The sequence below is a fragment of the Streptomyces sp. NPDC002133 genome, assembly GCF_040296405.1.
In the GTDB taxonomy this organism is placed as follows: domain Bacteria; phylum Actinomycetota; class Actinomycetes; order Streptomycetales; family Streptomycetaceae; genus Streptomyces.
Map to the genome: position 1 here is coordinate 1 of NZ_JBEOXF010000055.1, position 18,562 is coordinate 18,562.

At 68.2% G+C, this 18,562-nt stretch carries 15 protein-coding genes, 1 tRNA gene and 2 pseudogenes; 9 read left to right on the top strand and 9 right to left on the bottom strand.

Features of this window, described 5'->3' with window-relative positions:
• Positions 1-726: 726 nt before the first annotated feature.
• Complete coding sequence (locus tag ABT078_RS33660) at positions 727-1,236, top strand: GNAT family N-acetyltransferase (protein WP_351234568.1); 510 nt, start codon at positions 727-729, stop codon at positions 1,234-1,236.
• 267 nt (positions 1,237-1,503) lie between these two features.
• Here the strand turns inward: ABT078_RS33660 and ABT078_RS33665 are convergent.
• The 4 genes from ABT078_RS33665 to ABT078_RS33680 all read right to left on the bottom strand — a co-directional run bounded on the left by ABT078_RS33665 (position 1,504) and on the right by ABT078_RS33680 (position 4,051).
• Positions 1,504-1,587: transfer RNA gene (locus ABT078_RS33665), tRNA-OTHER, on the bottom strand.
• Between the two features lie 18 nt (positions 1,588-1,605).
• Positions 1,606-2,136: an SMI1/KNR4 family protein gene (locus tag ABT078_RS33670; protein ID WP_351234570.1), complete on the bottom strand. Its 531-nt coding sequence runs from the start codon at positions 2,134-2,136 to the stop codon at positions 1,606-1,608.
• A 172-nt stretch (positions 2,137-2,308) separates the two neighbouring features.
• On the bottom strand, positions 2,309-2,764 hold the full coding sequence (locus ABT078_RS33675) for a bacteriocin immunity protein (protein WP_351234572.1): 456 nt from the start codon (positions 2,762-2,764) through the stop codon (positions 2,309-2,311).
• A gap of 141 nt (positions 2,765-2,905) precedes the next feature.
• Positions 2,906-4,051 (bottom strand): LuxR C-terminal-related transcriptional regulator, encoded by a 1,146-nt coding sequence (locus tag ABT078_RS33680; protein WP_351234574.1) that lies wholly within the window; start codon positions 4,049-4,051, stop codon positions 2,906-2,908.
• Between the two features lie 528 nt (positions 4,052-4,579).
• On the opposite strand from ABT078_RS33680, the gene ABT078_RS33685 reads away from it, so the two are divergent.
• On the top strand, positions 4,580-6,904 hold the full coding sequence (locus ABT078_RS33685) for a M4 family metallopeptidase (RefSeq protein ID WP_502981438.1): 2,325 nt from the start codon (positions 4,580-4,582) through the stop codon (positions 6,902-6,904).
• A 272-nt stretch (positions 6,905-7,176) separates the two neighbouring features.
• Positions 7,177-7,275: pseudogene (locus ABT078_RS42950) on the top strand (hypothetical protein); the annotation flags it as partial.
• A gap of 58 nt (positions 7,276-7,333) precedes the next feature.
• On the opposite strand, the gene ABT078_RS33690 reads toward ABT078_RS42950, so the two are convergent.
• A complete protein-coding gene (locus tag ABT078_RS33690) occupies positions 7,334-9,622 on the bottom strand; it encodes a tetratricopeptide repeat protein (RefSeq protein ID WP_351234578.1) in 2,289 nt (762 codons plus the stop codon).
• Positions 9,623-10,500: 878 nt separating this feature from the next.
• Between ABT078_RS33690 and ABT078_RS33695 the strand changes: the two are divergent.
• A pseudogene (locus ABT078_RS33695) lies at positions 10,501-10,707 on the top strand (hypothetical protein); the annotation flags it as partial.
• On the opposite strand, the gene ABT078_RS33700 reads toward ABT078_RS33695, so the two are convergent.
• The 4 genes from ABT078_RS33700 to ABT078_RS33715 all read right to left on the bottom strand — a co-directional run bounded on the left by ABT078_RS33700 (position 10,664) and on the right by ABT078_RS33715 (position 14,416).
• Positions 10,664-11,440, bottom strand: coding sequence for a transposase (locus ABT078_RS33700; RefSeq protein ID WP_351234580.1), 777 nt, complete (start codon positions 11,438-11,440; stop codon positions 10,664-10,666). The pseudogene ABT078_RS33695 and the gene ABT078_RS33700 sit on opposite strands and share 44 nt — an antisense overlap.
• A gap of 160 nt (positions 11,441-11,600) precedes the next feature.
• Positions 11,601-11,936 carry a hypothetical protein gene (locus tag ABT078_RS33705; protein WP_351234582.1) on the bottom strand — a complete coding sequence of 112 codons (336 nt, stop codon included), beginning with the start codon at positions 11,934-11,936 and terminating at the stop codon, positions 11,601-11,603.
• A gap of 195 nt (positions 11,937-12,131) precedes the next feature.
• Entirely contained in the window at positions 12,132-13,019 is an 888-nt protein-coding gene (locus ABT078_RS33710) for an aminoglycoside phosphotransferase family protein (protein ID WP_351234584.1), read from the bottom strand.
• Positions 13,016-14,416 (bottom strand): helix-turn-helix transcriptional regulator, encoded by a 1,401-nt coding sequence (locus tag ABT078_RS33715; RefSeq protein ID WP_502981435.1) that lies wholly within the window; start codon positions 14,414-14,416, stop codon positions 13,016-13,018. The genes ABT078_RS33710 and ABT078_RS33715 overlap by 4 nt, the downstream gene beginning before the upstream one ends.
• 244 nt (positions 14,417-14,660) lie before the next feature.
• On the opposite strand from ABT078_RS33715, the gene ABT078_RS33730 reads away from it, so the two are divergent.
• The 5 genes from ABT078_RS33730 (at position 14,661) to ABT078_RS33750 (ending at position 18,527) form a co-directional block, all read left to right on the top strand.
• On the top strand, positions 14,661-15,068 hold the full coding sequence (locus ABT078_RS33730; RefSeq protein ID WP_351234586.1) for an ATP-binding protein: 408 nt from the start codon (positions 14,661-14,663) through the stop codon (positions 15,066-15,068).
• Between the two features lie 53 nt (positions 15,069-15,121).
• Positions 15,122-15,544 carry a DUF6415 family natural product biosynthesis protein gene (locus ABT078_RS33735; protein ID WP_351234589.1) on the top strand — a complete coding sequence of 141 codons (423 nt, stop codon included), beginning with the start codon at positions 15,122-15,124 and terminating at the stop codon, positions 15,542-15,544.
• A gap of 309 nt (positions 15,545-15,853) precedes the next feature.
• The gene (locus tag ABT078_RS33740) at positions 15,854-16,834 is read left to right on the top strand and encodes a radical SAM protein (RefSeq protein ID WP_351234591.1); all 981 of its coding nucleotides are present in this window, start codon (positions 15,854-15,856) and stop codon (positions 16,832-16,834) included.
• Between the two features lies 1 nt (position 16,835).
• Complete coding sequence (locus ABT078_RS33745; RefSeq protein ID WP_351234593.1) at positions 16,836-17,612, top strand: hypothetical protein; 777 nt, start codon at positions 16,836-16,838, stop codon at positions 17,610-17,612.
• Positions 17,613-17,678: 66 nt separating this feature from the next.
• A complete protein-coding gene (locus ABT078_RS33750) occupies positions 17,679-18,527 on the top strand; it encodes a hypothetical protein (RefSeq protein ID WP_351234595.1) in 849 nt (282 codons plus the stop codon).
• The last annotated feature ends 35 nt before the right edge of the window (positions 18,528-18,562 follow it).

Consider the following 18,562-nt stretch of genomic DNA (forward strand, 5'->3'; position numbering starts at 1 on the left):
GGACCTGACCGCGCTTGGGCGCTGCCGGCTCCGGCTCCTCGATGACCGTCAGGACCTCGGCGGGCGATCCGCCACGGGTGTAGACGACACGCTGGCTCATGGCTCTCCTCCTGCCCCCTGGTACGTGCGGGGCTTGGAAGGGACAGCCGACGTCCCGCCGCAGCAGGCTGTCCGCTGAATGCACCGTCCAGGCGCAACAGGCGCCCGCCATCTCGCAGCCCACGTTCACGCTCGCACGGTGGGCAACCAGCAGCACAGCCGCCTAGGCCGATCGGGTCTGGGCACATATGAGGCGTCCCTGGTCCCGTCCGGAGGTGCGGTGTAACCCACGGCGCACGGCACCGACCGAGTGTCCAACTGCGCTACAACGGCCCCGCACCGAGGCGTACATCCACGGACCCTCTCGGACAGTTCGCGCAGGTCACGTGCGGCCCGTTCGCAGGTCAAACGGCCGCCCTCATTGCTTCGGGACGAAGCAGTCGGCCGTACCGCAACCGCAGCAACCGCCCCGTCCCATAGCGTCCCCCCGGGGGCCACGTAGCGGCTGGTATGACCGTCGCTGACCCGATCCGGCTAGAGCTACGGATCAGAAGACGCCGTGCCCCTCCCGTGCCCGATCGTGCGGGAAGCACCGTCTCACTGCCCTTGGTCGGTAAGATCCGGGAGTTTCAGCGGCCGCGAGTGCGCGGCGAGCGCATTTGCGAGACCGTTCGAGGGGGGCACCACATGGCGCAGCAAAGGACCATCGCGATAGAGCGCATGGATGGGTCGGCCGCAGTGCAGGCCAAGGACACGTTCAAGCTGATCTACGCCGAAGCGTTCGCCGAGCCTCCTTACAACGAGACCGAGGACGACGTCGCCGCCGCTTTCCGCCGCTTCCCCGTACAGGCTCGCAACCGCACCTTTCGCGCTGCCTTGGCCCGTACCGAGGACGGCGAGCCGATCGGCATGGCGTACGGCTACCCGCTCAGGCCTGACACGGGGTGGTGGGACGAACTCACCGAGCCCGTGCCCGACGACATGCGCCGCGAGGACGGGCACCGCACCTTCGGGCTCATGGAACTCGCCGTACGCCAACCATGGCGAGGACAGGGTGTTGCGCGGCGTCTGCACAAGACACTGCTCGACGGCATCAGAGCCGAGCGGGTGCTGTTGAACGTCCACCCGGCGAACAAGGCGGCGTCGGCCGCTTACCGCGCGGACCTCCATGACGTGATGCTGCTCAATCTACGCTGAAAGCAGTCTGTGAACTCGTCGAGCGAGGTGCCAGGCTGCGGTACAGCAGTGAAGTACAGCAACCCCATCGACTGACCTTCCACCACCGGCTCCGAATGACCCTGGCGAGGACGGTTCGGACATCGCTGACCGTTCTGCATAGAGCTACGGTCGTGCCCCTGACGTGCCGATCAGGCGGGGAATGACGGGGAACAGCGGTAGCCCACGGGGACCAGAAACGGCGAAGGCTCCCGACCAACTTCGCTGGTCAGGAGCCTTCAACCACTGTGGTGGGTGTGGGATTTGAACCCACGGTGACGTCGCCGCCACGACGGTTTTCAAGATTGTTCAGAGGTCGACTCGCCCATCCCCAGCGGCGGCCGGCAGGGCCTAGAGATACCCTGGCTCGCCTGTTGCGACAAAGCGCGTTACGGACCGACCGAGGAGTTCGAGGAACTGTTGCAAGTCCTCCGCGACCTTGTCGAACTCGGGCTCATACAGCGACGCCGTCCTTGTCCGGTAGACAGCACCGCCAGAGTCAGCGACGAACAGGAGACCCCCACCGTCCGATCCGATCACCATGCCGCAAGGATGGTCGCCCTCCGGTAGGCGCACCGCTCCCTCCTCCTCCAACTGGCCGAGGACATCGTCTGCAGAGCGGATGAAGTAGCCGTTGCCGACATCCCCCAGCACCACATCGCCGATGCAGCCGTAGAAAGTCACCAGATCAGCAGCGGCCTGGTCTACCCGAGCAAGGGCGCGGACTGCTCCCTGATCGCCGTGATCAGCGATGCGGATCTCGTTGGTGCCTGGAGGGTAGCCGTACTTGGCCTCAAACCCTCCGACCATCCCGCTCAGCACGCCTGAAACGCTGCTGACCCACAATGACAGCCACTCAGGCGACAGCGAACGCTCATCCATGAGGTCGGATCATGTCACGAGCGGCAGCCAGGCCAAGGGGCTGTGTCGTCTCGGTGCTGACACCGCGCAGGCCGCAACTGCCCGCCTCGGACACTGTCACCGACTCCACATGGCTCGGCACCACTCGAGCCCGCGCCGAACAACAGGCGGTGGCTGGCTCATCGTCGTGGCCTCAGAGCGCGATCGGCCGGTATCTCAGGGCCTCGTCGACGATCTCCTCCGCAGATGCATCTTGAAGGTCTTCTGGGGGATGAAAGATCAAACCACTGACCCCAGGATGCAGCACATTCGCTTCGAGGAGGCACAGGTAGTAGTCGCTCTCCGAGGAGGCAGCGAGGATCCTGCGGACGATCTCGACGAGGTCGTCCCGCGTGATGTCTGCTACCCGGGGGCGAGCGGGCCTGGCCGCCTCCTTGGCAAACTCCTCCACGCTCCTGCTCCCGTGGTAGTGGGCGAAGTCGAAGGCCACGTAGTCGTGGCCGGTCATCGCGTTGAAGGCGCGGATTGCCTCGTCAGCGGCCCCCGAGCGGACGGCCAGCAGGTCAGTGATCCGATCGATCTCGCAGCTCAACTCATCCAGCCGTTGCCGGCTCACAGGCGGGGGCAGCAATTCCGGTCTCAGGTCCACAGCCCGAATTATGTCCACCGGCGCCGACCCGTTGCCATGGCTGGCTTAGCAAGGAATTAGGGGGCGGCTGAGATGCCCCGTCTAGCTTTGCTGCCTGTTCGATTACGGGTGCACGGGGAGTCTCAGTGGACGTGGTGGGCGTCATGGAGTCGCTGGCCGAGCAGGGTCACAGTCCTGTTCAAGGCCGGTCACCCGCCCGTTTGTTCGGCCGGGGCCGCCACCGCGCCCGAGGCGTCCCCCGAGCCAGCCGCGTTCGCGGGCCAGCAGTGCGATCTGGAAGCGGGTCCGCGCGCCGAGGAGTTCGGCGGTCTCGCTGATGTGTTTCTGGATCGTTCGTCGGCTCAGCCCCAAAACCCGGGCAATCGCGTCGTCCGTCAGGCCCGCGCGCAACAGAGTGAGGATGTCGCGCATCCGCCCCGGAGGCTGGTCGTCCGGTTCTGCCGCAGTGATCGGCGGTCGACCGGGGCCGCTGTCCAGCGACACCGGGGTCGCCCGTTCCCAGACGCTTTCGAAGAGCGCGGTGAGCACTCCGAGAAGCGTGGCCGAGTGCACGATGAACGAACCCGCAGACGGGTCCTCCTGCCGCAGCGGCATGATGCCGGCCGTCGCGTCGAACACCACCAGTTTCATCGGGAGCCCGGCCAGCAGCCGAAGTTCCCCGCCCCGGGCTGTGCCGCTCAGGGCGGTGCGCATCGAAACGGTGTCGGTCATCCCGTCGGTGTCGTACACCGACCGGAACCGCACTCCGTCGGGCACCGGCACCTCCGGAGTCGGCGCGTCCGAAACGGCAGCGCGGGCAGTCGGCACCGAGTTGCCCTCGAGGCCCGCGGACCCGGTGACGTATGGAGGTTTGGCGAGGTGGAGCACCTCGTGCCGGCTGGACGCGACCACATGCGCGTAGCGCACCCCGACCTGCTCGGCGCTTTCCGCCACCTCGAACAGGTCGGAAGTGACCTGCCGGTGCGACGCCGAGCGGTATGCCTCGTGCAACCGCTCCATGTACAGCTCCGCCCGCGCCAGTTCCTGCCGCCTCTGGGCAAGCAGCGAACCGAGTGTGGAGCGGGGCGGGCCCGCGCTCCAACGCGTGGGCCGGTCACTGACGCGGACGACCAGGTGTTCGTTCTCCAGTGCCTTCAGGGCGCGTTCGGCGGCTGCCGAGGTGACCCCGAGCGCGTCGGCAACCGCCTCGCTGCTCAGCTCCGGCTGTGTGACCAGGCATTCGAGTACCCGGCCGGCCAAGGGGCTCAGACCGGTCCCCGCCCACGGCAAATCTGACGAATCCGCCACAGTCGTCCCCCTTTCGGTGCGCCAGCTTGGCCGATCGTACGCGGAGGAGTCAACCGGAGTGATCACGTGCTCGTTACATTCCCGTGCCGCCGGGGCGGACTCGTTCCGTCTCCCGTCTGTTCCTGTTCACATCTGCGCAGTTGCGCGTACCCGCACTCCCGACCTCCTTGCCGGGCGGATCTCGCTCCGGACAGGGTGATCACCAGCCGCCGACGCGATGGTGCGTCGAATCCTGTTCGGCCTCTCAGGACCCGGTCGACACGTCGAGACGTTACCTGGGGCAGCCCGAGCAGCTTGGGCCGACAGCCGGCCGCGGCCCTCTCTCGGGGCCCTCGCAAAAGGCGGTGCCAAAGTCCGTTCCGACCACCGCCCGTGCGACCGCGTCGCCCCACACCCACATCGCACGCCTTCGCGCCTTCACGCCGTAGGCGCTCACAGCCTCTGGCTCCCCCACCTCATCGGCCGGCACCACACGTCCGGACAGAAGGAGTTTCAGCAGTGCCGAACAACTTCCGTACCCGCAGGGCCATGTCGCCTCACAAGCTCCATCCCTCCGGTCATGGAATCTCCGGTTACGGGCGTGTCGCGGCCATTGCGGCCGTCGCCACGGCCGCGCTCATCGTCTCGGTCCTGCCCGCCTCGGGCACCGTCCCTGCCTCGGTCGGCACGGATCAAGCACCACGGCAGATAACGGCGGAACCCAGACCCGGCGCCAGGGCCGTCGCGCTCTCCACCGCGCAGCGCGGGAACCTGCTCGAGGCCGCGACCGAGGCACGCGTCACCACCGCCCGTTCCCTGAAGCTGGGCGATCGGGAGGAGCTGATACCCAGGGACGTCGTCAAGGACGCCGACGGCACCGTGCACACCCGCTACGAGCGCACCTACGCCGGCCTGCCCGTCATCGGCGGAGACCTGGTGGTCCACGAGTTGGGCGCGGTCCGTACCGTCACCAAGGCCTCGAACGCGAAGGTGTCGGTACCGACGACCAAGGCCGCCGTCACGGCCGCGACGGCGAAGAAGACCGCCCTGGCCGCGGCGAAGGCCAAGAAGACCGACGACGCGGCCACGGACGGATCGCCGAAGCTGGTCGTCTGGCTCGGGGGCGGAACGCCGACGCTCGCTTGGCAGTCCGTCGTCAGCGGTGAGCAGGAGGACGGAACCCCGAGCAGCCTGAGCGTGGTGACCGACGCCACGACCGGCAGGCAGCTCCAGAGCGTCGAACAGATCCACTCAGGCACCGGCCACAGCCAGTACAGCGGTCAGGTGCCGATCGGCACCGCCCACAACGGCAGCCTCTACGAGCTGACCGACCCCGAGCGCGGCAGCCACAAGACGTACGACCTGACCGGCGTCGGCGGCAGCGGCGTCCTGGTCACCGACGACGACGACGTCTGGGGAGACGGAACGGCGGCCGACCGCCAGACGGCGGCCGTGGACGCCGCATACGGCCAGCGGCAGACGTGGGACTTCTACCACGACCGTTTCGGCCGCAACGGCATCGCCAACGACGGTGTGGGCGCCTATTCCCGGGTCCACTACGGCGACGGATACGCCAACGCCTTCTGGGACAACGGCTGCTTCTGCATGACCTACGGCGACGGCCTGAACAACGCCAAGCCACTCACCGAACTCGACATCGCCGCACACGAGATGACCCACGGCGTCACCTACGCCACCGCGAACCTGACCTACTCCGGTGAGTCCGGCGGCCTCAACGAGGCCACCAGCGACATCATGGGCACCTCCGTGGAGTTCTCCACGAACAACGCCACAGATGTCCCCGACTACATGATCGGCGAGCTCGCCGACGTCCGCGGCACCGGCAAGCCGCTGCGCTACATGGACCAGCCCTCCAAGGACGCCTCCGCCAAGGGCACCTCCCAGGACTACTGGACCCCCGAGACCAGGAAGCTCGACCCGCACTTCAGCTCGGGCGTGGCCAACCACTTCTTCTACCTCCTCTCCGAGGGCAGCGGGAAGAAGACCATCAACGGCGTCGCCTACGACAGCCCCACATACGACGGCCTCCCGGTCGCCGGTCTCGGCCGGCGCGACGCGACCGCCGTCTGGTACCGGGCGCTGACCGTCTACATGACCAGTAGCACCGACTACGCGGGAGCCCGCGCCGCCACCCTCCGGGCCGCCGCCGACCTGTTCGGTCCGACCAGCGACGCCTACGAGGCCGTCGGCAACGCCTGGGCGGCCGTCAATGTCGGCGCCCGCTATGTGAACCACATCGCCGTGATCGCCCCCTCCACGCGGAACTCGGCTGTCGGCCAGCCGACCAGCCGGCAGATCGAAGCGACGAGTTCCCGGCCGGGCCCCCTGTCGTATTCCGCGCACGGGCTGCCCAAGGGCCTGTCCATCAACGCGGAAACGGGCCTGATCAGCGGCACTCCGAAGAAGGCCGGCCACTTCAAGGCAGCCGTCACCATCAAGAACTCCCCGAAGGTCAAGCGCACGGTGCGCTTCGCGTGGACCGTCCTGGCCTCCGGCGGTGACTTCTTCGTCAACCCGGCCCGGTTCGACATCCCCAACTGGAAGACCATCGAGTCCCCGCTCATCGTCACCGGCCGCAAGGGCAACGCCCCCGGTGACCTCAAGGTCAGCTTCGACCTCTACCACCCGTGGATCGGCGGTCAGGTAGTCACCCTGGTCAGCGAGAGCGGCACGGAGATCCCGGTCAAGGACTGGTACTGGGACATCGGCGAGGGCGAGTTGCACACCACCTACACCGTCGATGCGTCGGCGGTACCCGCCAACGGCACCTGGAAGCTCCGGGTCCAGGACAACACCCCCGGCATCTTCACCGTCGACCCCGGCTACCTCGACAGCTGGAGCCTCACCTTCTGACCCTTCTTCTCCACCGCACCACCCACACCCGCCGCGCCCGACCAAACGGGCGCGGCGGTATGTGTTTCTCCCTGCCGGCGACCCGTCGGCGAGGCTGGGGCGACGGGCTCCCGAGCGCGTTCCGAGTCGATGGGTCCGGGAACCTCGCCGCGCCGCATTACGAGCCTGGGAGGGAACGGTGCACCGCGAAAGTCTGATGTTAGGGACCCGCAGCATCCGGGACCCGCCACGGGAGCTGATCGCTTTTTGCCGTTGGCCGCCGCGCATGGCAGATGACCTCGTACGCCGAAATGGCCACCCGTACCGCGGTCGGTCGGGCCGCAGCCGAGGGGCAAACCGACCGACTGCGCGCCGCCGACCCTGACCTCGTCATCGTCTCGATGAGCCCGCCAGATGCTCACCACGACCGAACGGGTTCAACATCAAAGCTCAGAACCGCCGGCTCCATCCCCACCGGCCTCGCTTTCGCGGCCTTCTCTCCGTTCGGGCCAGGTGCGCAGCAAATGCGCGCAACGACGGCGCTTCCTGGTAGCGATCGCCGAGCCTCTCGACGACGGCCATGGCGCGGGCGTAAGTGTCACGTGCCGCGTCAAGCTGCCCCGCCAAGGCGTACGCCAGGCCGAGCGTGCCCAGAGCGCCCGGGAGCAGTGGTTCGTGAGCGGCTGGGGACTCGGAGGCCAAGCGTGAGTAAGTTGCCACGCCTTCCTCCGCCGATGCCATCGCCTCCTCGTACCGCCCCGTGGCCAGAAGCCTGTCGCCGAGGCTGATCAGTACCTCCGCGAGAAAGTGCTCGAAGCCGCCGGGCGCCAGTGCAACCTGACGCCTGCGGATCTCGACGGCTTCGCGGGCAGGCTCCAGGGCCTCCGCGTACAGTCCAAGGTCCGCGAGCGCCCGGCTGAGATTGTCCAGTGCTCCGGCCAACTCGACGACGTCATCGGCCGAATCGCCGCCCGCCGACCAGCGGCGCCCGATGGCCACTGCTTCCTCGGCCGCGGCACGGCGGTCCCTGGGGCTGTCGTCGTAGTACGCCAGGTTGGCCAGGGCCCGCCCCAGGGACGGCTCCACGGTGGGGTCGGTACCTGCGAGGGTGCGGTATGACTCGACGCTTTTCCGCAGTTCCCGCAACCCCGCGCTTGCCTGACCCGCACTCGACAGGGACAGACCGAGGCCATTGCGCAGTCCGGCCACCGCGCGTGGGTGGGTGCCTGTCTGCTCGGCGGCCCGCACCACATCGGTGAGAACGGCGATGTCGTCGTCGTGGTATCGCCATCGAAAGAGAAAAACCCCTAAGGAAAACGCCATACTCACAGCGATGTCCAGGTGGCCGACGGCGTCCCGGTGACCAGCAGCGGCGCTGCGCGCGGCTGCGGTGAGATTCGGCCGCTCCGTCTGCAGCCAGGCCACCGCTTCTTTACGACTGGCGAAGGGCCCGGAGGTGTCGTCCTGTGATCGGCCCCACAGAAAGCTCGACGCCGCTGTCAGTGTGGTGTGGTAATACCGCAGGAGGCGGTCGACGGCCCGCGCTTGGTGTTCTGCGTCGTCCTCGGCGGCTAATTCGGCTGCGTAGAGCCGAATCAAGTCGTGCATGCGCCACCGGCCGGCGCCGACAGGGTGTTCGGACACTAGCGCGGCACGGGCGAGGGCCGCCAGGCCCTCCCGTGCCGGGCGGCCGACCAGTGCGGACGCGGCATCAGTGGACAGTTCGGGACCGGGGTTGAGCGAGAGCAGGCGGAACAATGCGGCCATTTCGGGGGACAGTCGTCGATAGGAGAGACCGAAGGCCGCACGAACGGCCAGGGGCTGCCCGCCGTCGTCGTAGTGCAGAGCCTTGAGGCGGGTACGGGAGTCGGCCAGGTCGGCTGCCAGATCGGCGATGGGCAGCCCTGGGTCGCCGGTGAGACGCGCGGCCGCGATCTCCAGAGCCAGTGGCAGCCCGCCGCAGTACGCCACCACCTCGGCAAGTGCAGGTTGTTCTCGGTGTGGTCGGGGGTCATCGGGGCGTGCACGGCTGAGCGCGGCAGTGATGAGGGCCCCGGCCGACGCAGGCGTCAGCTCGCCCAGGCCCAACTGGCGGGCGGGCAGCGTTGCCAGGGTGTCCCGAGACGTCACCAGCAGCCGGTGCTCACGGCGTGCAGGGACCAGCGGCTCCACTTGAGCGGCGCTGGACGCGTTGTCGGCGACCAGCAGGACGTGGCGCCCCTCGTCGGCAAGTCGGGCCAGCTTGGAGCGGAAGACGGCGGCTTGTTCGTCGGGTGTCGGCGGCATCTCCTCGTCGCGTACGCCCAGGGCCCGCAGCAGCGCACCGAGCGCCTGCTCGGGGGTCACCTTGCCCCCGGGGTCGTATCCGCGCAGGTTCACGAACATCACGCCGCCCGGGAACCAGCCGTGCACCACCGCGGCTTCGTGCGCGACCTGCAGGGCCAGGGCGGTCTTGCCGATGCCTGCGAGACCGGAGACGGCAGAGACCACCACGGCCGGTTTCGTGTTCGGCCCGCCGATCGCCGGGTCGAGGAGCCGCAGAAGCCGGGAGGCTTCGTCATCGCGACCGACGAGCTGGGTCGGGGCGGCGGGGAGCGCGGCCGTGGCCAAGGGGGCGGGACCCGCAGCCGCATGCACATGGATGTACTGGTCCCCGGCGACCTGGGTCACCTGCGCCGCGTCCGCCGCCTCGGCCCTCTGATCTGCCCGGCGCTCTCTGCGGAGCCTGTTGTCGGACACCCTCAGCCTCCGGGGGTCTGCTGGTCCCGGCCGACCTGATGGATCTCTGCATTCGCAGACGCCTCCGCCCGCTGGTCCACCTGCCCAACAGGGTTGGCTCCCCCGGCCGGCGCAGCAGTTGACGTGTACTGGCTACCGCCGATCTGGACCGTCCGGGCGTGTCCGGACGCCGTTGCGTTCTGGCTGACCCGTCCGGCCGACCGCGCCACGGGCGGTTCGATTCCTACCGCCCACCATCCGACCGCCGTGCCGACAACGCCTGCAACGACCGCGGCAAAGGCGGCCGCCACGGCCCACCGATCGGATTCCGCGCGCGGCAGCCATCCGAGCGACGCCGACCGGGCGGCCCATAGACCGAGTCCGAATGCCACTGCCGCGGCTGCGGCGGTCAGGGCCCACCGCACCGAACGCGCCATCTCGCCCCCCTCGCATTGGCCTCACGCCAATTCACTCCCAGGGTGACATCTCAGGGGACGACTGGCACCCCCCGTCTCCGAAGACTGCCAACCCTTTCTGGTGGATCACGGTGCATTGGCGTCCGGATTCAGCAGAAGTTGGGCTAGTCCGACCTACGGCGACCGTTTTAGGCCGATTCACCGTTGAATCGTAAGACGATGGCCAGCGGCAGGGCTCTGCCCCTCCTTGCCGACTTGGCCCTGGCGCTTCAGCTGATTGAGGCGCTCACGGCAACACCAGTCGGGCAGCCGAAGCCGAAGGTTGATCTGTGCTCGACATCAGCAGGTCGAAGCGGGCCCGGGACATCGACGGCGGCACGCGGATTACCGCGGCAAAGCAGGCGTCATCGAGGCCGCGACCGCTCGGCGCCTTCGACACCTGAGACCTCACCGCTGCACGCGCTGCCCACCCATGCCATGCTGGCGCTCGAGGACCGGCGTCGGCTCCACCAAGGTCCTCTGACGTGCCAGGAGATGGCCGCCCTGTTCGGCCTGGATGCGGTGCCGGCGAAGGTAGAGGCGCTGCGGTCGAAGGCGAAGCGGCTGGTGGCTCGCGGCTGGCTGGCCGAGCGGCAGCCGGGCCGGTTCACGCTCGCCGCGAGTGTGGCCGGGCCAGGCGGCGGGTCATGAGCGGGACCATAGACCAGTAGATCATCGCTTCGGCGCTGGTGGTGCGGCGCTCGAAGTCACGGACCAGGCGGCGGCTTCGCATCAGGTGGGCGAAGAACCGCTCGACGATCCATCGCTTGGGCAGCACCACGAAGCCGCGTATGTCGTCGGTGCGTTTGACAATCGCAAGGGCCAGAGCGAGCGCGGCCAGGCAGTGCTCGACGAGGCTGCCGGTGTAGCCGCAGTCGGCCCAGACGAGGTTCAGCCGGTGGTGTGTGTCGGTGACCCGCGCCAGCAGGACCTGGGCGGCGGTGCGGTCGCCGGTGTCCGCGGCGGTGACCATCACCGCGAGCAGCAGGCCGAGCGTGTCGACCACGACGTGCCGCTTGCGCCCGTTGATCAGATTGGGGCTCGGCGCGGGCCGCGCTGTGCCGGGGTGGTGGCGGGCGTCTCGGCTTCGTCTGTTGTCCGCTCTCTGCCGGGCTGTTTGGGGTCGGTCAGCCGGTATCGGAGGGTCTGGTACGAGACCTAGCACTCGGGCCGTTTGCTGATCTCGGCCAGGGTGTAGCCGCCGCCGAATGCCGGATACCGCGTCGCAGGCCGGCCACGGCCCTGCTGGGTTTCGGGCTTGAAGGGTCGGGGGCTGTTGTCGACGGCTTCCGTCCCATGCTGTGGTAGGAGCTCGCAGCTTCTCCCGTTGGACTGCGTGCAGCGGATACGCATCGATCTTTCTGGTCGCGACACTCGGTGACATCACGCGGTCCCGCCGCGGCGTCGAGGACGGTCGTCAGGAGGCGGAGGATCACAAGGTCGTCGCTGCGGCTGATGCCGGGGGACAGCCGGTGGGCGCGGACCAGGGCCTCGGTGATGCCGACCTCGCGCATGCCGCTGGCGTCCAGGTCGTAGACAGTGATTCATGGGGCACTGGTGAGTGCCGCTGGCGTGGCGTGCGGCGAGGGCGCGGGCGGTGAGGATGAACAGGCCGTCAGCGGCGCCTTCGTCTTCTCGTCTGCATCTGCGGCGAGTTCGGCCACGAGGACATTGCTGTCGTCGATGTCGTTGGAGGTAGTGCGCTCCTCCCCGCTGCCGTCGAGCAGGCCCAGGTGTTCCGCGGTGTCGTCGAGGGAGAGCAGGACCTGGGAGTGGTGGACGTGCGCCGCAGGCCCGAGCCTCGGAGGCGAGTTCCGCGGTGTCGATAAGCGCGGCGGCTGCGTCGGTGAGTTCGCCGACGAACTGGCCGTGATCGTCAAAGCGGTCCGCGACGGTAATGCGAAGGCCACCGCAATTCGTACCGAAGCTCTCGATGTGGTAGTCGAGGGCGAGGACGGCCAGGTCGCGGTGGAGCCGATCCCAACAAGCGCTCGCAAGGGGCGGCGTTCCGTACCTCTGTACCGAACACCGACGACGAGATCGCCGAGCTGCTTCGGTCGTGGCAGCTCCGGCCGCTACATGATCCCTTTCCAGTTCCACGGCCGGGGGCCGCGGCGGCCGCGTAGGCAGTCGACGCGATGCTGGGCCTGTGGCGCCCACTCCGAGTTGCTGGCGGCGTGTTGGGCCGCGTAGGTGACCATGCGTAGCTCGCGAGCCCCGGCGAGGATCCGGTACCCGGGCCAGGCTGTGACATCTATGCCGTAGGCCTCGCAGTATGTGGCGTACTGCTGCGGGGTGACGGCGCCTGTCGTCGTCATGCGCACGGCTGTCGAGACCAGGTCCCATTCCGGCGGGCCGGCGGAGAGCCGCTCGAGGTCCATCATCAGTCTGCCGGTGCCCGTGCGGACCAGGTTTCCCGGCCACGCGTCGCCATGGATCACGCAATCCGGCAGTCCCGCCGGTCGCTCCTCCCACGCTGCCGCGAGGCCTTGGTGAAGGTCTTGGAGCCAGCGCCGGTCATCCTCGTTCAGCGTCGAGGCCGCCTGCAGTCGCGCGGCGACGCGTACGAACGGGTCGAGGTACCCGATGTCGAAGTCCGGCGTCGGCAGGGCGTGCAGCTGTTTCAGCAGCAGCGCCACGTCGGTCTCGGTCCCGTGCTCGTGTGCGGGGAGCTCTGCCCAGAAGGTCACCGGGCGGCCGTCGGCTTCGACAGGCTGCTCAACGTCGATCGGACGTACGGCGGGGACGGCGTTCTGGGCAAGCCATCGGGCGACTTGGATCTCACGGCGGGCGGCCGCGGCTTGGCCAGGCCGGGCGATGCGCACGATCACGCCCCGCCCGGGAAGTCGCCATATCTGGTTCTCGGCGATCCGGACGGGGACGGCATCGCGGGCGTCGAGACCAACGGTGGAACATGCCTGTTCCAGGGCAAGGCGAGCGGGTGCGGCGGCAGACGTCGTCATGCCCGCACGGTAGCGGCGATCCGCTCCTGCAGGTCTTTGGCGTCGCTGAGCTTGGGGTGAGAGGCGGCGAACCGGCCGAGCTGACGGAGGCCGTCGGCAGCGCGCCGTGAGGTGAGTCGCCCTACCTCGTTCAGGGCGTCATGGCCGATCACAGCGGCCTGCCGGGGGTCGCCCTTCGCCATCATCAGGGACGCCAGTTTGGTCCTGGACATCGCTCGAGACCGGGCGAACGCGGGGTCGTGCCCTTGAACTGCTGCCCAGAACCGTTCTCCAGCCTTTCCCGGGTCCTGACCGGCGAGGACCGCCAGGTCGAAGAGCGCGTGGGCGGTATCGCCGGCGTGTTGCGGTTGGTCGTAGTAGGCCATCCACGGAGGGTCTTCGGAGGTGTCGCGATCGGCGAAGGCTTCGTCGGCCTGTCCCACCGCGGCGAGGGTGTCCTTTACGTTCTTCATCCTGGCGAAAGCCCTGGCGCGTGCTGTGTGGAGCATGGCCCGCTCGGTGGCCGTCAGCCGGTCGGAACGGACCAGGCCCTTCTCGGCATGGGTCAAGCCCTCGTCCGGCTCGCCCACCCATACGGCCTGGCGCGCCAGGAGGCTGTACGTCTTGGCGCGCAGGTGCCAGTCGCCGGCTTCCTCGGAGCAGTCCGCTGCGAACTTCCATGTCCGCCGGGCATCGTCGTGGGCGTACGAGTCGAACGCGGTCGCGCCCACGGCGATCCCAAGGCGGGAGACGGCCGCGAACAGGTCGGACCGCAGTACGTCCGGGCAGTCCGCGTACAGCAGGCCGGCCGCCCACTGCATGGCGCGGCTGGAGATGTCTGCGACCATCCCGCCCCCGCCGTACGAGTTGTCCCAGCGGCTGATGCTCGAGGCCACGCCGAGGACTTGTTCGATGTCGAGGGGCGTGATGGTGCCGGGCTGTTGAGCGGGGGCGGAGGGTGAGACGAGTTGGACGAGGTCTATGGGGGCGAACGCAGCGAGACTGCTGGCGGCGAGGAAGTGGCGACGGTCCACGGGCGCAGGACTCCCGGTCAGAGGTGGCGATACATGTCTGCCCAGGATGCGGCCTTGAGTGACCTCGGCACTTCGTTCCTCGGGTGTATCTGCTCGCTTATCGGCATCGCGCCGCTTCTTATCGGCATCACCGAAGACCATTGGCCAGGCCCGCTCGAAGACGCCTCCGGTGTTCAGGACCGCGTCGAGCTGGGCGGCGAGCGGCTGCTGACAGCTGGGGTATTTGCCCTTCTCGATCGCAAGAATCACATCATCGCTGACCTGCGCTAACCGGCCCAGTTGACGGGCCGACATGCCTTCGAGTTTCCGGCGGTGACGCAACTCGTTGCCGAACCAGGCTTCGGGGGACTCCCCCGGGTTGAGCTGCTTCTCCGGCTGCGGCATTCCTTCGCCCTCTCGGGGTCTGTGATGCCGATTCCTGGAGGTGTCGGCATCAGACGCTGCACGTTTGCTCCCCGTGCTGCCTCAATAGTTGCGGAACGGGTTGGAACCAGTACACACCGCAACTAGGGCTCTTCGACGGGGTTCTGGCCGAACGAACGGAACTGTGATGCATCAACACGCTGAAGCACCTGCAAGGGATGCTGTCGGTCGTGCTCTGACAGCCAGCATTCCTGGGCAGTTGGAGATGGCTCTGGACGTGACGCCGAGTGCCATCGCCCTGGTTCGGCGCATCGTGTCCAGTCACCTGCAGCTGTGGGGTGACGGCTTGGACGCGCTCACAGACCGGGCTCTCCTCGCCGTGAGCGAGCTGCTGACCAACGTCTGCGAGCACACCGTAGGCGACCCGAGCGGCCGGCGAAGCGCGTGCCTCCTCGTACAGAGGATCCCAGGCGGCATCTGCGTCAACATTCGCGACAGCGACCCACGAGAGCCCGCGCTCCTCGCTCCCTCGGACACCGACGAAAGCGGCCGCGGCCTGGTCCTGGTGCGCGCCATCTCCGACGGTTTCGGCATCTCGCCCAACCGGGCGGGCAAGGACGTGTGGGTCTCTCTCCTTCACCCGCAGGCGGACGCGGATTCGCCGACTGCCTAACTGCCAACGCCCCACCGCCCACTTACCTATGGAGACCTCGTATGCCCCGCACCATGGCTCAGCAGGCCTCTGGCCGGTGCACGCTCGACGAGTCCGACATGGAGCCTGCGGGCGTGTGGTCCGTCGACACCGCGACGCTCGAGCGCGTTGTGGAACGACTCCAGGCCGGGCTGCCCATCGATACCGCCTTCGACGTCCTGGACGCTGTGCTCGGCGAGCAGTCACGGCTGGATGAGCACGAGATTGACGGGCTGGCGCAGAAGCTGCGCGGCTTGATTCCCCAGCTCGCCGACCTTGCTGCGGAGCCAGGCTGCGACGAGACCAGCGAGGACGTCACGGCAGCCGTCGCCCGTGCGCGAGCACTGGGAAAAGAGAAACCGCCTCCTGAGTTCGTACTGGCACGCGGGCACCTTCGACTTCTCGCCCTCGTCGTACAGGACGTGTTGGAGTTTTTGGCCGAGGACACAGAGCTGTGAGCGGCGGCCACAGAGTCCCTCTCCGGCGCGGCCCGCGCCGAACCCCCTGCGGTGTGCCGGCCCAGCCGCCCGGTGCGCCGCGGCCACCCCCTACGCGGTCATCGAGGAACTGCGCCGAGTCCGGCGGAACGCCGCCCGCTGGGACCTCGACGACGGCGGTGAACACGCTGCCTTGGCTCTCACAGAGCCCGTCCACTGACGGTGAGCAGCGCCCGTCGACAAGACCCGGGCGACCGCCCGACCACCGCCCCGAGCGGCACATCCCCCACATCACCAGCACTATCCACACCTCATCGAATGGAGTCCCGCATGACGAACCTCGGCATCCCCGTCGTTCCAACCCAGACCCGGCGGCCAGTGGGCAGCGGAGTCGAGTTCTCGAATACCGGCCATTACTTCGAGGCGCCAGTCGACCTGGACGTTCATGCCCTCGCCGACGCCGCAGCGGTCCCGCTGTCAGTGATCGTGCAGGTCACGAAGCGCTGCAACTTCGACTGCAACATGTGCTCCGAGACCCTCCAGATGCCTGACCCGACGATCGACCAGCTCGACACGATGCGCGAGAACCTCAGCGGGGTGGCCCGGGTGTTCCTCTCCGGCGGCGAACCGATGATGCGCAAGGACTTCAGCGACATCGTCGACATGTGGCATAGGGATGCGATCCTCGCCGTGCCCACGAACGCCACCCACGGCATGGAGCACGCCAAGAACATCGCCGGGAAGATCGCGTACGCCAACGTCGGGTTCGAGGGCCCCCGCGCTGCGTTCCAGCGCATCCGCGGCCAGGAGTACGACCTGACGATGGCCGGCATCCGCGCCTTCCAGGAGCGCGGCATCCCGATCTCGCTGTCCGCGGTCATCACCCGCTCCTACCTGCCGTCGATGCCGTACGTGACGCAGATCGCCGACGTCCTTGACGCGGGCAAGATCAAGTTCATCATGCCGCTGCGGAAGGGCAATGCCCTCAAGCTCCCCGCGCACGAGTTCATCAGCAACGAGGAAGCCGAGCATGCCTTTGACCGGCTCATCGCCGAGCGCACCACGCACCGGTGGAGTCCGGCTCTGCGGCTGACCACCTGGACGCCGGACAACGAGGGTCACATGATCTGCATCGAGCCGAACGGCGTCGCCCGTGCCTGGCCGGTGTACGACGCCCCGGACCTGTGGCTGAACATCGGCAACGTCCTGGAGGAGCCGGTCACCGAGATCTGGAAGCGGTACCCCTACAAGAAGAACCACATGCAGAAGTACCTCTCCCGCACGATCAGCAGCGTCACCCAGGGGGTGTGACGTGCGGCGCCTGACCAACCTCGGCTGGTCCGATGTCCCGTACGGGGCCACCGACCACCTCGTGCAGAGCAAGAAGCGCTTGCTGACGGGCATTGCGCTGCTGTGGGCGGACGCTGGCGGCACACCGGTACTGATGGGCGCCGGCGCAGTCCTGGTCAACGTTCACCGCACCAAGACCGTGCAGCTGTCGCCCGGGCCACTGAACCTCGGCTACATCGCGTGGCTCGCCGAGCGTGAAGAGGACACGGAGTCGATCCTGAAGGTCCTCGACGTCTTCCTCGTCCAGACCCGGAGGGACGCTCACGCCCTCGCGTGGCACAACGCGGCCGACGACTTACACGTCATGAAGACCCTGCGGCCCAACAGCGCCGGGGTCACCGGCATCACCGAGGCGTGGAAGTCCCGCCGGACGCCGGACACGGGGATCGCGCGGTGCGTGGACACGGCCATCGACATGCCGTCCAACGGCCTGCTCGCCGACACCGCTGACGCCCATTGGCTTCCCCTCGGGCACGCCCTGCTCCCCCATCAGGAACAGGGGCACGTCCAGCAGCGCTACCGGGATCTGGCCGAGGCCGCAGGAGACCCCAAGACGATCGACGGCGTGACGCAGAGCGTCGCCGCCGGGGCCCTCGCGCAGGCGTACACCGTCGCCCTCCTCGGTGGCCGGCACCTCGGCCTCCTCGACTGGGAGGAGCCACCACCCGCGTTCGCGTCGCTAGAGCGCGTCGCGTGGGACGAGCTGCCTAACCTGTTCCGAACCACCCCGGCTGCGTAGCCCAGTAGCGTCGCCCGCGGGGCCCCAGACGCCCGTCCGGGGGCCCCGTACCCCCTGCGAGGACACATGATCACCATCAGCAGCCTGAGCCGCCCCACCCAGCCTCCCGCGCCCCGCACAGGCGTCGTCCGCCTAGCGTCGATCGACGTGGAGTGGACGAAGAACTACCGCATCACCAACGGCAACAAGCCGTTCTGCTACTCGATCGTCTGGCTCGACCTCCCGGCCGACCGCTCCACCGACCTCGCCGACATCGCGTTCGAGTACACCAGCGTCTACGTCGAAGAGCCCGGCGAGCAGGACCAGCTCGTCGCGACGGCCGCGAACACCTTCCGTGCCGTCACCGAGCACGCCGACATCGTCACCGGCCACCAGCTCTGCGCCGACCTCGGCGTCCTCGCCAAGAGCGCCCCCGCCCCGAACCCTCACCTTGACCGCGCCCGCAGTCACTGGAAGGGCCGCCGCGCCAACGACGCAGAGAAGCGCTACATCGACACTCGGTACGACGCCGGACACCTGCTCGAAGGAGCCTCCCGGCGGCTCGTAGACGTGTGCACCGAGCTCGGCCTCGACGTCACCCAGCCCGAGCTCCAGCGAGTCACGATGCCCGGCTGGCACCGCAAGTGGACCGATGAACGCGTCGTCGAAGGGCGCGAGCGCGTCAGCGTGCTGAACCTGCGCCACTCCCTGTCCACCGCCTACGTCGCCGCGCGAGTCGCTGACCTCGGCCACTGGGCGCCGGACGGCCTCAACGTCAACAAGGCCCTCGCCGAGGGCACCAAGGGCGCCTGGGCGTGGCTGGAGCACCCGACCTTCACCAACCTCCTGGAGGCACCGTGCCGATCCGTGAAACAGCCGTCATCGCCGTCGAAGGCACCAGTGCGGCCGGCAAGACGACACTCATCCAGGGCCTGACCAGCCACTCACGAGAGCAGTCCGTCAACGCGATG

Excerpts from the sequence above, each read along its gene's own strand:
- ABT078_RS33710 (WP_351234584.1), bottom strand. The coding sequence starts at position 13,019 with ATGACGACGTCTGCCGCCGCACCCGCTCGCCTTGCCCTGGAACAGGCA.
- ABT078_RS33730 (WP_351234586.1), top strand. The coding sequence starts at position 14,661 with ATGGCTCTGGACGTGACGCCGAGTGCCATCGCCCTGGTTCGGCGCATC.
- ABT078_RS33750 (WP_351234595.1), top strand. The coding sequence starts at position 17,679 with ATGATCACCATCAGCAGCCTGAGCCGCCCCACCCAGCCTCCCGCGCCC.
- ABT078_RS33740 (WP_351234591.1), top strand. The coding sequence starts at position 15,854 with ATGACGAACCTCGGCATCCCCGTCGTTCCAACCCAGACCCGGCGGCCA.
- ABT078_RS33660 (WP_351234568.1), top strand. The coding sequence starts at position 727 with ATGGCGCAGCAAAGGACCATCGCGATAGAGCGCATGGATGGGTCGGCC.
- ABT078_RS33700 (WP_351234580.1), bottom strand. The coding sequence starts at position 11,440 with ATGTCACCGAGTGTCGCGACCAGAAAGATCGATGCGTATCCGCTGCAC.
- ABT078_RS33685 (WP_502981438.1), top strand. The coding sequence starts at position 4,580 with ATGTCGCCTCACAAGCTCCATCCCTCCGGTCATGGAATCTCCGGTTAC.
- ABT078_RS33670 (WP_351234570.1), bottom strand. The coding sequence starts at position 2,136 with ATGGATGAGCGTTCGCTGTCGCCTGAGTGGCTGTCATTGTGGGTCAGC.
- ABT078_RS33715 (WP_502981435.1), bottom strand. The coding sequence starts at position 14,416 with ATGCCGCAGCCGGAGAAGCAGCTCAACCCGGGGGAGTCCCCCGAAGCC.
- ABT078_RS33735 (WP_351234589.1), top strand. The coding sequence starts at position 15,122 with ATGGCTCAGCAGGCCTCTGGCCGGTGCACGCTCGACGAGTCCGACATG.